The sequence below is a fragment of the Mycobacterium pinniadriaticum genome (assembly GCF_026242045.1).
GTDB lineage: Bacteria > Actinomycetota > Actinomycetes > Mycobacteriales > Mycobacteriaceae > Mycobacterium > Mycobacterium pinniadriaticum.
This window is the reverse complement of record NZ_JAPJDO010000010.1, coordinates 96,272-107,683: the sequence shown is the minus strand read 5'-3', so window position 1 is coordinate 107,683 and position 11,412 is coordinate 96,272. Positions and strand designations below refer to the sequence as shown.

Genomic DNA, 11,412 nt, shown 5'->3' with positions numbered 1-11,412 from the left:
CAATGTATGAACGCAGCTACGGCTACAAGTACGACGACCAGGAGGGCAAGAGCACCGCCGAGATTGCGGCGCTGATGCGGCGCGATATCAAGGACGCGGTAGCTGATGGCCTGCTACCCGGTGCGCCGGTCAAGTACTCCGTTCGGACGCACACCTATTCGGGCGGCGCATCGATTGACATCACGGTCAAGAGCTGGCCTGGCGCGTGGATGGACTGCGACGGATTCGCCGGCCATGAGCCCGCCGTGGCGGGACGCGGCCGCGAGCTGTGCCGTAAGCACTTCTGCGCCAAGCGTTTGGAGATGTGCGGCGAGACAGTACCCGGTGCGGAGACTCACCAGAAACTCACCGCCGAAGCGGAGGCCGCACGGATGACGCTGGAGCGGATCCACGGCGCGTACAACCACGACGGTTCCGACTCGATGACGGACTACTTCGACCGGAACTACTGCGGAAGTGTGACGTTCGACGACGCCCGGTCGGCGGCGTTCGATGTCCGGGAGGCTGAGAAGAAAGCCGCTCGGCGATCCGCTATCGACTCGGCGGCCGAGACCGGCGAGATTCGGCGGGTCAAAATCTACGGTTCCGGCGGCCGCAAGATCACCATTCACGACGCGGTAGAAGTCGACGGCCGAACCAAACTAGTGTGCGGTGCCACCCTGTGGCGTAGCTCCGTGCTGTGGCCCGCCACTGGCGAGGAGCTGACGTGCACGCGCTGCCAGAAACGCGCCGCCAAGCGCGGCGAACCAGCACCGCGGCCAGCCATGCACGCGTGGGAGGTGTCGCGGGGCGTGCCGATCAACGCTGACGTACCCGTCGCCAGCATCCGGCTGTCCGCCGAGCGTCCGGAGGTGGTGCGCGGCGTGCTGGCGTCACTGTTCAAGAACGCCACGCACTACCGGCCCGCCGGTGGCACCAGCTGGCTACCGCTGGACCGGAACTGAGCGCGACTCGGCGGACCGGCCGAGCGTTGTCCGGTCCGCCTGTGGTGCAGCTCAGCACCAACCACACAGAAAAGGAAAGTTCCATGACAACAACACCAACGGCCGCACCGGCCCAGTTCTACAGCGCGACATCGTTCCTGGATGCTTGGCAGCGCGGCATGATCATTGCCGGTCCGCAGTTCTTCGGCGACGGCCGCGCGCCGGGGCTCTACTCATCGCTGTACGACATGGCGCCGGACTACGACATGGTGCAACGCGCGATGGGCTACCTGTCGTCGGGTGAAGCGCTGTTCCTGGCCGCCATGTACAGCTTCTACAACCCGACGACGGGCAAGAAGCTGTTGGCGAAGCTCGACGGCGCACCTGGCGGCCTGGCGGCCGGGATGGACGAGTCACGCCGCCGCGTGATTGCCGACCTGCTGATCTCCTACGCGGGCTGGTGAATCATGACTATCTCCGAAGAGATGCGCGGCCAGCTCGCCGACGTCCTGGCCGACGAGAACGGATTGCGGCCCACCGCGGCGGCAATGGACGTGCTCGCTACTGTCATCACCGCGCTACAAGACACCGACCTGACATGGGCGCTGAACTCGATGCCCGCCACGCCGCAAGCTCGCGTCTACGCCGCTTCCGTAATGGGGGATCTGGCCAACATGATCGCCGACGGCCCACGACGATGAGGGTGTCGATTGCGATTGATCGCGGTAAGGATCGTGTCGGTATCGCGGTGGCCGGCGCCTGGACCGCGGCGGCCCGAACCATCGGCGACGGCGCGACTGTAGTGGTCCAGCACGGCACTGACCCGCCGTATGCGTTCGACGCCGAGCAAGGCGCGGCCGGCTGGGTGTGCCCAGCGCTCGAGCCCGCGGAAATCCCCGCGATCGTCAAGTCGCTGGCGCGGCGCGCGCTGCGGCAACTGCCAACCACGCTGTAGCTACAGGAGGAGGGTACCGTCATGATCGTGAGTAGCAGTTTCATGGCCCGTGTCCGGCTGGATGAAGATCTTTGGTCCGCCGCGATGGCGCGCGCCGAAGCTGAGGGGACGACAGCGTCAGCGTTGGTTCGGCAGTGGTTGGCCGACTACGTCGAGACCGGCGCGGCCAACCCGACCGGCCGTCGTGCGCCGGGGAAGGTGCGCACGACGGCCGCCGAGCGGGCGCGAGCGGCCGATGCTGTCGACGCCGACCGGATCGTCGCGGCCGTGGTCGACGCACTCAACGAGAGCCGGTAACGCGCTGTGGGCGCCAAGCTGGTGTGCGCCGTGAACGACTGGCAGGCGAAGGGTTACGCGCAGCAGCCGATCTATCTACTGGATCCTGAGCAGGTCGAGAACTACGACGTCACCGTCCTCGGCGAGGTGGAGTAGGCGCGTCACGGTCAGTGGTGCGGGCCTTGTGCTCATTGCACGGCCGGCACGCTGCCCGAGCGTTGTTCGGATCCATAGCGCGATCACGGCGCCGAGCGGCCGGCACGATCTTGTCGACCGTCGTCGCAACCCTGGTACACACGCCGGGATAGCCGATCTGGCACGTGTGCCCGTCGCGGTCCAGGATGAAGGCCCGGAACTTCTTCCACGCCGCCGTCGTCGTGACCTGACTGCTGGCAGTGCGCGGCCCGCGCCACGCGACAGCGCAGTCCGGGCAGTACCTGGTGTTCGTGATCAGGTTGGTGCACTCACCGCGGCGGCCCGGGCAGCGGCGCGGGGCGCGGGGCATCAGCTTGGGGTGTGGTGTTCGTTGATGCGGCTACCGACCATCCACAGATCGCGCTTGTATACGCGGTGGTAGACCCGGTATTCGCGCACGTCGCCGTTGTCGAACGGGATGGTCTCGTATGGGAAAACCGCTGCGCCGCTGGTCCACCACAGATCCCACTCGCGGATCTGTGGACGGTGTCGGCCGATCAGCTGCCATGCGAGAAGTGGGCTATCAGCGAGGCAGACATAGGGCGGTTTCCACTCCCCGCACGACGACAACGACCCCGGACGCAATCCATACCGCACGATCTGCTTGCGCCGCGTTGCCGGCGCCCAGTGGTACAGGGCGAAGTTCTCCATCAGCGCAACCGGAGTTCGTACAGACCGCCGCTACCAGGAGTCTTCAGCAGGTTGCTGCGCAGCACGGCCTCGTATTCGGCGGTCAGGGGCAGCGCGCTGCTGTCGACAATCACTGCGCGGAGGCGCAGGCCGTCGATGCTGTCCGGCCGTGTGGAGAGTGCCTGTGCGCCGTCCAGGCCGAGCGCGCGTATGAGGTCGTTGGCCTGAGCGAGTGTCTTGGCTACGACGCCGACCGGCGCCTGCATCATCGGTCCTTGGGGTGTTTATGGTCGGCGCGGGGTCCGTGGCCGAACACGATGACGAAGTACTCGGTGGCCAGCCCGTTGGCTTTCGCCAGGGACATGTACTTCTTCAGCAGGTCACGGAGTGTGGTCCAGGGGTGTGGGCTGTTGCGCCACTTCGCCAGGCCGGGGCCGGCGGTCCAGTACCGGTTGAGTTCTGCGCTGGCCCCGATGCCGGGGCTGGTGTCGGCGCCGGCGGCCATGTCAGGTCTCCCGTCGGATCTGGTCGATCAGTTTGTCGACTGCGGTGCAGTAGAGCTTCTCGTCGGAGGTGCACCACAGCTTCTGGTAGTTGCCGCAGCGGCAGTCCGGGTGGTGGCGTGCGTGGCGGGCCCGGTCGACGGCTTCGGTTAGCTCGCCGCGTAGATCGGGCCGGCGCAGCGGAATATGCACCGTTGCGCTCCACTACGCCGTTGCCAACCCGCTATTCGACGGATGCCGGTGTCGGCACCGGCGTGAAATCCAGGTAGTAGTCCTGGCCCAGCACGAAATTCGCGTTCGGGTTGTCCACGAAGATCTTCAGCTCTCCGCTGGGCGTCGCCTTCGCGAAGCTCACGTCCTCGGCCACCAGTTCCGGGTCGTACATCGGCTGGAAGACCAGCTGGCGCGACTCCGAACTGTAGGCGGTCTTCGTCTCGGAGATGCAGCGGAACTTGGCGCGAATGGTCATCTTGGGCTCCTGGTTCGCAGGCATGAAAAAACCGCCCTGCCCGGATCTGGGCATGACGGTTCAGCCGTTACAGAGTACTTCTTAGCACCGACCGTTGTCACGTACCGCCGGTGCGCCGCGCGCCGCGAGGCACGAGACCGACAGCCTCCTGCCACTCTTCGAGGGGCCATTCAAGCTTGGCACCAGCCACAGTAGACGGTGTCGCCGACAGGTCGGCCGTACTCGTCGGCAGGTCGGTAGCAGCAGAACGGAGTGCAGCACTCCGGACACGGCGATGGCATGCGGATGTGATAGGTCCGCAGCCAAGACAGATCCTCCGGTTCCTCGCCGGGCTGAGGGAACGGTGTCCACCTCTTACGTCGTCCCGGTCAGTTCGGCCAGGCGCCGTTGGCTCTCATCGAGTTGGTGGTGGGAATTGTGGACTTGCTGCTCGGCGGATCGGACAGCGCGCTGGGCTTCTTCGACGTCGATCTCGTGTTCGGCCACCGCGACTGCCCCGATCACCTTCTTGACGATGCCCTGGAGCGAGGACTCGACGGGGCTCCGATCGAACCGTTCGTGAATGTGGTTGAAGACCTGCTGCAGATCACTGGCGGTCACCGCACGCCGCGGGTCAGCTTTCAGTAGACCGACCATTCGCTCTGCTGGTGAGTCAGGCATTTCGGGACCTTCCTGCGTTGGCGCGCTTGTGGCGGAGGTGGTTGTTGTAGGCGACCACGTCGGCGACGGAGTACTCCGGTGCGCCGTCCGCGCCGCAGCGCTGCCGGACATGGCCGGCGCGGGCCCAGTTGTAGATGTCGCGGCGGTCGCGGTCGATCGCATGGGCCAGGTCTCGGGATGCCCACCACTCGTCGTGTTCCGCGGCGTCGGTGATCATGTCGGGTGCGGGCATGTGCCAGTGGACGCCCAACTCGTCCCAATGTTGGTCGAGGCGGTGAAGATCGCCGGCGGGGTCTTCACAACGTCCCTGGGCGATGCGCTGCACCAGAGCCCGGTAGGTGCGGGCAACTCGCTTCGCTTTGTCTTCCCGAGAGTCCCCGGGCCACGGCCACGGTTTCGTGTGCCACCTGGTCTTGATATTCGGCCGGTCGATCCTCATGGGCATTCCTGACCGGTCGGGTGGGTGAGGTGGCAGTTCGGGCAGGCCGGCCGAATGGTGTATTCGTCGGGGTAGAGGCCGCCGTCGTCGTTGACCATCGTGCGGGAACTCACCGCCACCGCCGGGCCCGTGGTTTTCGCGGCGGGTTTGGGTTTCTTCTTCGGCTTCTGGTAGGGGTGTTGGCGTTTCCAGGACCAGTCTTCCTCGGACGCCTGCCGGGTCTTGGCTGCGGCTTTGTCGGTGGCGATCTTCCGGTCGGCGGGTTTCTGATGGTGTGCGAGGTGGGGTTTGATCGCGCCGACAATCAGCTGGACAGCTTCGGAGCCCTTCAGCCGCTCATCGGTTTCCAAGTCGTGCACCACTTTCGCGATGCCGTCGAGCCACGAATACGCTTCGGTGAGAAGCCATTTCGTTGCCAGGCGGGCGCGTTCGTCGTCGGCGAGCCACCCGGACACGAACTCGTACTCCCGTTCCGTCCACGACGACGGCCCCTTCGGGGTGCAATGTTTGTTGTCGCAGGTGATGACGGTTTCGCCGTCGTCACGGCCGACTGTGGATCCGCAATACGGGCAGATCATCGGGTAGCGGTGCCGCAACTTCGTGTGACCGAGGTGTTGGCGGGACAGGTGGTGCAGGCGGGTCAACCGGTTCAGGACGTCCAAGCCGGAGATGCGGATGTCTTGGCGGGCCTGACCACCAGGCCCCTCGCTGGTCCAGCCGCAGCAGTCCTCGCACGCGCCGGCCGCGGCGTGCGCCGCCTGCAGATCGGCGGCGGCGGTCTTGATCTCGTCGGGGTCACCAACCTTGCGGGCCAACTCCAGGATCCGCTTCGCGGATGCGATCACATCCGTGTGTTCCTCGCAGCGTTTCGGCTGAGACCAGATCTGCACATCCTGCGACGGCGCGGCAGCAAGAAGGTCGACGTGCTGCTCCACCAGCTGCACATAGGCGGACAGCCTCTCACCCTCCGGCGGGCGGGTGTCCTCCCACGACACGTCAGCGAGACTGCCCGGCTCGAGGTCGATCACCTTCCCGTCCGCACGCTGCAACTGCTTCGCGAGTCTCCGCTCCCCATCCGGGCGGGGAATCTTCAACACGTCAGCCACCACATCCGCGGCGTAACCAGCCCACTCGGTGATCTCCGTCATCAACCGGTCACTCGCCGCGTCGATCACGATCCCCGGACCCGGACTGCTCGACACCGCCGCACCCGGCTTGGAATGCCGCTCCCCCAACGTCACCCGCAACATCGCGTAGTCACGCAACAGGCGGTGCACACTCTCGCGGTAATGGGCGTGGCAGCCATCGCACAGCACCTCGGTCTGCTCGGTGTAGGCCGGCTGGGGTTCGCCGTTCTCGATGATCTTCGCCCGACACCTCGCGCCGGCGATACACCGATGGGTGTTCGGTTCCTGCCGGGCGTCACTCGTGGAACGCTCGAACACTAGTCGTCTTCTCCCTCGAATATCACTGGCCACTGCGCGATTTCGTCGTTACTGAACATGAACTTGTGGCGCGGGTTGTGCACCACTATCTGCCACCAGCGTTTCCCATCCTTCGGGTGTGGTCCGAAGATGTTGTGCTTCGGATAGCCGTGGCACTGGGCGATCGTGCCGTCCTGGTGGCGCAGCGTGCCAATTCGGTCGGTCACCGGCGTGACGAACTCGGCGTGGGGGCCCGGTGCCATGGAGCGGTGCCACAGATCCACGTTGATCTTGAGGTCAGCGTCCTCCGAGACGTCCTTCATCACTTCGGACACCGGAGTCATGCGCAAGCGGTGGTAATGCTCGTCGCTCAGTGTCCAGCGCGACGTATCGAGCAGAGCAGGTGGCAAGTCGGCGTCGCCCCAGAGTCGTCGCGCATCAGCTTCCGCTTGCGCGTGCATCTCCTCGAATGTCGGCAGAGTCTCGATGCTGCGGTGCTGGCGGATGAACGCGATGACGATTCCGGCGATGACTGGTAGCCAAAAGACAATCGTCCCCACAGTGTCGTTGACGAGGAAGAATAGCGGGATTCCGATGGCAGAGCCGATCGCCACGCCGACCAGGAAGCACCGGTGCAAGTCGTTCATCTGGCTGCCTTCTCTCGGATCTCGACGTCCACGTCGCGTGTGATGCGGTATTCGCCGCCGTGCGCCATCGCCCGCATCGTGTCGAAACACTCAGCGAGGGTGTCGCATTCGTGCGGATGCCAGCCTTCGGTGTGGTAGTTCAGCCAGACCGTGTACGGCTTCGCCTTCACAGGCGGGTCCATCAGTTCGTCGAGACTGTCCGACTCGTCATCGGGTTGAAACGACAAGCGTTCACCGCCGCACGTCTCGCACGTCGGCTTCTCACCTTCAACCAACCTGACCGGATGGTTGATGTGCGTCGGATCCAGACACATCTTCGGGCCCGTCATCAGATAAGACCTTCGGTGAGGAGATACGGCGTGACTTGCTCCATCACCCGCCGGGCTCGCTCGGCCAACGTGTTGACGCTGTGGCCGAGCTGGAGCGGTTCAGGCTCCACGATGGGCGCCCAGCGATCCGGGGTGCTGTCCCGCCCGTACATGTCGACGATCGTGTACGGGGAGGTCGGCTCGGCGAAGTGCTCACGGTATGCGAGCCAATCCCGGGTAGCCGACCTGAAGATGGACGACGTGAAGTCGTACCGCGGCGCCGGGATGAACGGATTCGTTACCCACATCAGGAATGTCAAATAATCACAGGCGTCGATGTTTTCGAATCGGCGGCGTGATCGCTGGCAAATCTTGCCGGACCACCGTGCCGGCCGCCCGGTGTTTCGGTCGATGACGTTGTGGAAGTCGATCACCGCATTGACTGCCCGCAGCCCGTGGCTTCGCATGAAGTCGTGCGGGTGCTCGTCGCTGGTAGCGCTGTCGTAGAGCAGATCGCCGTAGTCATCGCTGAAGATGCGTGTGCGGCGCTCACCGCGACCCGCCGGCAGCATCGGCGTCTCAGACACGGCCAGCCTTCCGATCCAGCGCGACGTCGAGTGCAGCGGCGATGAGTGCGCCGGCCTTGGTGAGACTGGCGATCTCGTCGTCGGTGTCTTTGAAGCCAGCGGGATCCCACGGCCAGTAGGTGTCTGGACCGTCCGCGCCGACACCATGGCCCTCAGCTTCGGAGATGATGTCTTGCGCCTGCACCGTGTAGGCGAGGGCGGCGTTGATCAACACGACAGGGCCGTGCTCGGCGTCGTGCTCCCGCGTGTACCCCTCCACGCTGATCTGTCTCGCGCGCTCGGTGTAGATCGCGATGAGCCCCGGGCTGTTGAGAGTGGTGATCGTCATTGCGTTCCTCCGTAGTAGTCGACCTCGGTTGGTGCGCCGAACTCGGCGCCGAGGGTCCAGGGGTGAGCGGCGCGGACGGCTTGATCGGCGCGGGCTTTCGCCGTGTCGTAAGGCCAGGGGCTGAGCGTAAGTCCGGTGAACGTGGCCAGGATGCCCGCGGCGGACTCGATGCTGAGCGCGATCGCGTAGTTCAGCATGGCGTCGTCCGCTTCGCGGCGCCGGCGCCAAACCTCGAGCTGCGGGATCAGCGCGACGTCGAACGCGGATTTGTCGTCGGGGTTCTGCCACGTCGACAGCGCCGTCCGCCACCACGCGGGGGTGAGGGGACAGCTCCACAAGTGGGGGTTGCGGCCGAAGCTGGTGTCGGGACAGTCGCACGGCGTGCGCCACTGCCACCAGGGGGCGCCCTTCGCGAATGCGTCGACGCGGTGATGCCAGAGCTCGACGTGGATCTTCAGGTCTGATTCGCCGAGGAGATCTTTGAGTTCGTCGGCGATCGACCGCCTCCGGTGGCGGCAGCTGGGAAAGGTCCACCGTGACGCGTCCTCAAGTGGATTCTGCGGCCCGCTCACGGCGTCTCTCCCGACTCTTCGGGCTCCGGCCGGGCGGGGATCCTGACCGGGCAGGGCATCTTGCGTTCGGTGCCGTCGGGGTGGTGGCAAAACTCGCCCAGATCGGCGCCGCACCCGCCCTTCGGCTTCGGGCACTTGTGGTCGAGAGCCTCCGTGTCGACATACGCCTCGATGACGGCGCCGCGGCTGCGCGTGCGCCGGCCCGGGCCAGTCGCGTACTCGGACATCAGCCGGACCGTCCCGTCACGTCGTAGGAGCCGTCGTCGGTGTAGTCGGTCGGGTCGAGATCCCACATGCGGTCGTGGTGGTCGCGGACGCTGTCGTGTCGGCAGTCAGGGCAACGGAACACGGTGAGCCGGCCGATGAACTGGCGGCCGGCCCCGCTGACGCGCCCGACGTTCATCAGCGACGGCCGTTCGGACTTGCACTTGCCGCACCGTTCCGGTCTGCGTGGGGGCGGGCAGATGAACACCGTTGCCAGATCCGTCCATTCACCCCACTCGACCGGGAGGCCATCCCAGCGTGGCGGCAGGTCGTGGTCTCGCGGCCACAGCTGCAACGACTCCTGGTCAGGCATGGGCGGCGGCTTCCTGCGGTGGCTGGTGGTCGCAGCGGATTGCGTCGTCGAGGGGAAGCCTGTCCGGGCCGAGTCGCCAGCCTTCATCGTCGCAGTCGTCGCAATCGGTGATCGCTTGAGCGCGGGCGGCGGCTTGGTCGATGTCCCACTGTTCGCGGTTGCGCCGCGCGTCAGCGCAGGCGCCACACCGGACCGGGTGTGTTGGCTTGCCGAATTCGGGACAGGTTTTGGGAGGGGGAAATTCGGATGCCGGGACGACGCTCAGGTGACGTTCCCTACTTACGTAACCCCCTGTGGAGTTGGAGATAGGAGCTGGAGCAGGAGTAGGGCCGGGGTTGTTTGAGGGGTTAACCCCAACCCCATCGCTAAGGGTTAGCGCGGGGGTTGCGATGGGGGTTCCGCCAGGGGTTGGCGGTGGGGTTAGCGTGGGGGTAAAGGGTGGGAGCGTGGCCGGGTCTACAGCCGTCTGCGAGAGCAGGTTCTTCACCGCTTCCCGCTGCCACGACTTCGACACCGGGTCCTCCTCAGTCGCCTCCGCGATGTTGCGCGCCTTGATCTTCTGAACCTCGTGCACCACCACACCGCGCAGCGTCCGGGACGCCAGAGCAGCCCGGGCGTTGGCCATCGAGACGGCCATGTTCGGCGATCGCCACAGCCCGTCGTGCTTGATCCAGGACCGCAGATCGAACTCTTCGGTGACGGTGTCGATGATCAGGAACAGCTCAGCCGACAGCTCCACGGCGGCGTCCTCCACAGCGGCCGGAGTCCACCCCTTGGCCTTCGCCGAGATCCTCCCGGGATGCCATGGCCCGCAACCGCAGTAGGACAGCTCAGGGCTCGTCCAGAGCACGAAGTACAGGTGCTGTGCGGGTGGGGTGAGATCAAGCCAGTCGTCGTCGCCCCAGATGTCCAGATTGACTTGGGCGTGATCCTTGCCTGTTGCTTTAGCCATCGGCGCCCTCCTCGTTGTCGGTGGGGTGGTGTAGTTTGCGGGCTTCGCGCCACAGGTCTTTCAGGATCTGTTTGCACATGGCGCGCATCGCTCGGGCGTGCTGGTGGCCGGCCGAGAGTGGGGATCCTGCCTCTGCGGGGCTGCCGGAGGGGCCGCAGCGCTTGCAGGGGACGTCGTGGACGGCGGCGGCATACTTGACGCGGGTGGCGTCGTAGACGTCGCGGTACGGGCTGTTACGCACTTTCACGCAGCTTTCTGCGATGAGCCACACGCGTTGTCGAGCGGCGGCGTTCCAGTTGGCGCGTTCGCCACGGCGGCGTGTCGGTGCCACCCGGGCAGCGGGAGGGCATTGGGTGCCGGGCGTGCTTTGGCTGCCCGGGTGGCTGTCGTCGGCGGCACTGCTTTGGCCGCCGGACGTTTCACAAAGGTGCATACCGCAGTAGGCGTTGAGTTCGTACAGTCGGCGAGGCCGGTCGTGCAGGTCATGCCAGTACGGGTCCCGGATGCTCGCGAGGAGGCGGGCGGCTTGTTTCTCCCCCACCCCGGGCGTGGCTTTCACCCACGCACCCAACGGGTGATGGCGCATGGCGCGTTGCAGGTTCAGGATCGCGTCGTGCTCGGCACGTTCGAGGGTTTCGACCATGGCGGCCAGGCGGCGGATGTCGGGGTGGTTCAGGGTTAGTCCGTGGCCGTGTTCGCCGGGGTCGGTGAGTTGGCGGAGCCGGTTAGCGGCGGCGATCCGGGTCGATTCGAGTTCGTCGACCATGTCGGCGTGCACGCCGAGGACGGGGTCGGCGAGGATGGGCCCAGCCAGCGGGGCGCAATTGGGTTGCGTTTGGTCTTTGGCTGGCTGGGCCGCCTCTCCCGCCGGCGCTCCTGCTATGGGGTCCGCTGAAGGTATGGCGGGCGGGTTTGGTCCTGCCGGCGATGCCTGATTGGGTGACGAAACTCCCATGGCCGGCAGGAG

At 65.7% G+C, this 11,412-nt stretch carries 22 protein-coding genes; 6 read left to right on the top strand and 16 right to left on the bottom strand.

The window, feature by feature from the left end; all coding sequences use genetic code 11:
* Positions 1–2: 2 nt before the first annotated feature.
* The 5 genes from ORI27_RS13985 (at position 3) to ORI27_RS13965 (ending at position 2,175) form a co-directional block, all read left to right on the top strand.
* The gene (locus ORI27_RS13985; protein ID WP_265997475.1) at positions 3–944 is read left to right on the top strand and encodes a hypothetical protein; all 942 of its coding nucleotides are present in this window, start codon (positions 3–5) and stop codon (positions 942–944) included.
* An 83-nt stretch (positions 945–1,027) separates the two neighbouring features.
* Positions 1,028–1,387 (top strand): hypothetical protein, encoded by a 360-nt coding sequence (locus ORI27_RS13980; protein WP_265997474.1) that lies wholly within the window; start codon positions 1,028–1,030, stop codon positions 1,385–1,387.
* A gap of 3 nt (positions 1,388–1,390) precedes the next feature.
* Positions 1,391–1,624, top strand: coding sequence for a hypothetical protein (locus tag ORI27_RS13975; protein WP_265997473.1), 234 nt, complete (start codon positions 1,391–1,393; stop codon positions 1,622–1,624).
* A 2-nt stretch (positions 1,625–1,626) separates the two neighbouring features.
* Positions 1,627–1,878, top strand: a complete 252-nt coding sequence (locus ORI27_RS13970; RefSeq protein WP_265997472.1) for a hypothetical protein — start codon at positions 1,627–1,629, stop codon at positions 1,876–1,878.
* Between the two features lie 27 nt (positions 1,879–1,905).
* A complete protein-coding gene (locus tag ORI27_RS13965) occupies positions 1,906–2,175 on the top strand; it encodes a hypothetical protein (protein WP_265997470.1) in 270 nt (89 codons plus the stop codon).
* A gap of 483 nt (positions 2,176–2,658) precedes the next feature.
* Here ORI27_RS13965 and ORI27_RS13960 read toward each other — a convergent pair whose 3' ends face one another.
* From ORI27_RS13960 to ORI27_RS13940, 5 genes are read right to left on the bottom strand one after another with little or no spacing between them, the layout of a single operon-like run.
* Positions 2,659–3,000, bottom strand: a complete 342-nt coding sequence (locus tag ORI27_RS13960; protein ID WP_265997469.1) for a hypothetical protein — start codon at positions 2,998–3,000, stop codon at positions 2,659–2,661.
* Positions 3,000–3,248 (bottom strand): hypothetical protein, encoded by a 249-nt coding sequence (locus ORI27_RS13955; RefSeq protein ID WP_265997467.1) that lies wholly within the window; start codon positions 3,246–3,248, stop codon positions 3,000–3,002. Before ORI27_RS13955 ends, ORI27_RS13960 begins: the two co-directional genes overlap by 1 nt.
* Positions 3,245–3,484 carry a hypothetical protein gene (locus ORI27_RS13950; protein ID WP_265997466.1) on the bottom strand — a complete coding sequence of 80 codons (240 nt, stop codon included), beginning with the start codon at positions 3,482–3,484 and terminating at the stop codon, positions 3,245–3,247. Before ORI27_RS13950 ends, ORI27_RS13955 begins: the two co-directional genes overlap by 4 nt.
* Position 3,485: 1 nt before the next feature.
* On the bottom strand, positions 3,486–3,674 hold the full coding sequence (locus ORI27_RS13945) for a hypothetical protein (protein ID WP_265997465.1): 189 nt from the start codon (positions 3,672–3,674) through the stop codon (positions 3,486–3,488).
* 31 nt (positions 3,675–3,705) lie between these two features.
* Positions 3,706–3,951, bottom strand: coding sequence for a hypothetical protein (locus ORI27_RS13940; protein WP_265997464.1), 246 nt, complete (start codon positions 3,949–3,951; stop codon positions 3,706–3,708).
* Between the two features lie 417 nt (positions 3,952–4,368).
* On the opposite strand from ORI27_RS13940, the gene ORI27_RS13935 reads away from it, so the two are divergent.
* The gene (locus ORI27_RS13935; protein WP_266073970.1) at positions 4,369–4,578 is read left to right on the top strand and encodes a hypothetical protein; all 210 of its coding nucleotides are present in this window, start codon (positions 4,369–4,371) and stop codon (positions 4,576–4,578) included.
* A gap of 25 nt (positions 4,579–4,603) precedes the next feature.
* Here ORI27_RS13935 and ORI27_RS13930 read toward each other — a convergent pair whose 3' ends face one another.
* Genes ORI27_RS13930 through tas form a run of 11 tightly spaced genes read right to left on the bottom strand, consistent with a single transcriptional unit; the run spans position 4,604 to position 11,223 of the window.
* Positions 4,604–5,050: a hypothetical protein gene (locus tag ORI27_RS13930; RefSeq protein ID WP_265997462.1), complete on the bottom strand. Its 447-nt coding sequence runs from the start codon at positions 5,048–5,050 to the stop codon at positions 4,604–4,606.
* The gene (locus tag ORI27_RS13925; RefSeq protein WP_265997461.1) at positions 5,047–6,495 is read right to left on the bottom strand and encodes a hypothetical protein; all 1,449 of its coding nucleotides are present in this window, start codon (positions 6,493–6,495) and stop codon (positions 5,047–5,049) included. The genes ORI27_RS13930 and ORI27_RS13925 overlap by 4 nt, the downstream gene beginning before the upstream one ends.
* Entirely contained in the window at positions 6,495–7,088 is a 594-nt protein-coding gene (locus ORI27_RS13920; protein WP_265997460.1) for a hypothetical protein, read from the bottom strand. Before ORI27_RS13920 ends, ORI27_RS13925 begins: the two co-directional genes overlap by 1 nt.
* Positions 7,089–7,117: 29 nt before the next feature.
* Complete coding sequence (locus tag ORI27_RS13915) at positions 7,118–7,450, bottom strand: hypothetical protein (RefSeq protein WP_265997459.1); 333 nt, start codon at positions 7,448–7,450, stop codon at positions 7,118–7,120.
* Positions 7,450–8,016, bottom strand: a complete 567-nt coding sequence (locus ORI27_RS13910) for a hypothetical protein (protein WP_265997458.1) — start codon at positions 8,014–8,016, stop codon at positions 7,450–7,452. Before ORI27_RS13910 ends, ORI27_RS13915 begins: the two co-directional genes overlap by 1 nt.
* Entirely contained in the window at positions 8,009–8,344 is a 336-nt protein-coding gene (locus ORI27_RS13905) for a hypothetical protein (protein ID WP_265997457.1), read from the bottom strand. Before ORI27_RS13905 ends, ORI27_RS13910 begins: the two co-directional genes overlap by 8 nt.
* Positions 8,341–8,916 (bottom strand): hypothetical protein, encoded by a 576-nt coding sequence (locus ORI27_RS13900; RefSeq protein ID WP_265997456.1) that lies wholly within the window; start codon positions 8,914–8,916, stop codon positions 8,341–8,343. Before ORI27_RS13900 ends, ORI27_RS13905 begins: the two co-directional genes overlap by 4 nt.
* Entirely contained in the window at positions 8,913–9,143 is a 231-nt protein-coding gene (locus ORI27_RS13895) for a hypothetical protein (RefSeq protein WP_265997455.1), read from the bottom strand. Before ORI27_RS13895 ends, ORI27_RS13900 begins: the two co-directional genes overlap by 4 nt.
* A complete protein-coding gene (locus tag ORI27_RS13890) occupies positions 9,143–9,493 on the bottom strand; it encodes a hypothetical protein (protein ID WP_265997454.1) in 351 nt (116 codons plus the stop codon). The genes ORI27_RS13895 and ORI27_RS13890 overlap by 1 nt, the downstream gene beginning before the upstream one ends.
* Positions 9,486–10,445, bottom strand: coding sequence for a hypothetical protein (locus ORI27_RS13885; protein WP_265997453.1), 960 nt, complete (start codon positions 10,443–10,445; stop codon positions 9,486–9,488). Before ORI27_RS13885 ends, ORI27_RS13890 begins: the two co-directional genes overlap by 8 nt.
* Positions 10,438–11,223, bottom strand: coding sequence for a TIGR-Tas system RNA-guided endonuclease (tas, locus tag ORI27_RS13880; protein WP_265997452.1), 786 nt, complete (start codon positions 11,221–11,223; stop codon positions 10,438–10,440). Before tas ends, ORI27_RS13885 begins: the two co-directional genes overlap by 8 nt.
* Between the last annotated feature and the right edge of the window lie 189 nt (positions 11,224–11,412).

Coding starts and splice junctions, on each gene's coding strand:
- ORI27_RS13950 (WP_265997466.1), bottom strand. CDS start 3,484: ATGGCCGCCGGCGCCGACACCAGCCCCGGCATCGGGGCCAGCGCAGAA.
- ORI27_RS13905 (WP_265997457.1), bottom strand. CDS start 8,344: ATGACGATCACCACTCTCAACAGCCCGGGGCTCATCGCGATCTACACC.
- ORI27_RS13885 (WP_265997453.1), bottom strand. CDS start 10,445: ATGGCTAAAGCAACAGGCAAGGATCACGCCCAAGTCAATCTGGACATC.
- ORI27_RS13980 (WP_265997474.1), top strand. CDS start 1,028: ATGACAACAACACCAACGGCCGCACCGGCCCAGTTCTACAGCGCGACA.
- ORI27_RS13985 (WP_265997475.1), top strand. CDS start 3: ATGTATGAACGCAGCTACGGCTACAAGTACGACGACCAGGAGGGCAAG.
- ORI27_RS13890 (WP_265997454.1), bottom strand. CDS start 9,493: ATGCCTGACCAGGAGTCGTTGCAGCTGTGGCCGCGAGACCACGACCTG.
- ORI27_RS13895 (WP_265997455.1), bottom strand. CDS start 9,143: ATGTCCGAGTACGCGACTGGCCCGGGCCGGCGCACGCGCAGCCGCGGC.
- ORI27_RS13975 (WP_265997473.1), top strand. CDS start 1,391: ATGACTATCTCCGAAGAGATGCGCGGCCAGCTCGCCGACGTCCTGGCC.
- ORI27_RS13930 (WP_265997462.1), bottom strand. CDS start 5,050: ATGAGGATCGACCGGCCGAATATCAAGACCAGGTGGCACACGAAACCG.
- ORI27_RS13955 (WP_265997467.1), bottom strand. CDS start 3,248: ATGATGCAGGCGCCGGTCGGCGTCGTAGCCAAGACACTCGCTCAGGCC.
- ORI27_RS13940 (WP_265997464.1), bottom strand. CDS start 3,951: ATGACCATTCGCGCCAAGTTCCGCTGCATCTCCGAGACGAAGACCGCC.
- ORI27_RS13960 (WP_265997469.1), bottom strand. CDS start 3,000: ATGGAGAACTTCGCCCTGTACCACTGGGCGCCGGCAACGCGGCGCAAG.
- ORI27_RS13915 (WP_265997459.1), bottom strand. CDS start 7,450: ATGACGGGCCCGAAGATGTGTCTGGATCCGACGCACATCAACCATCCG.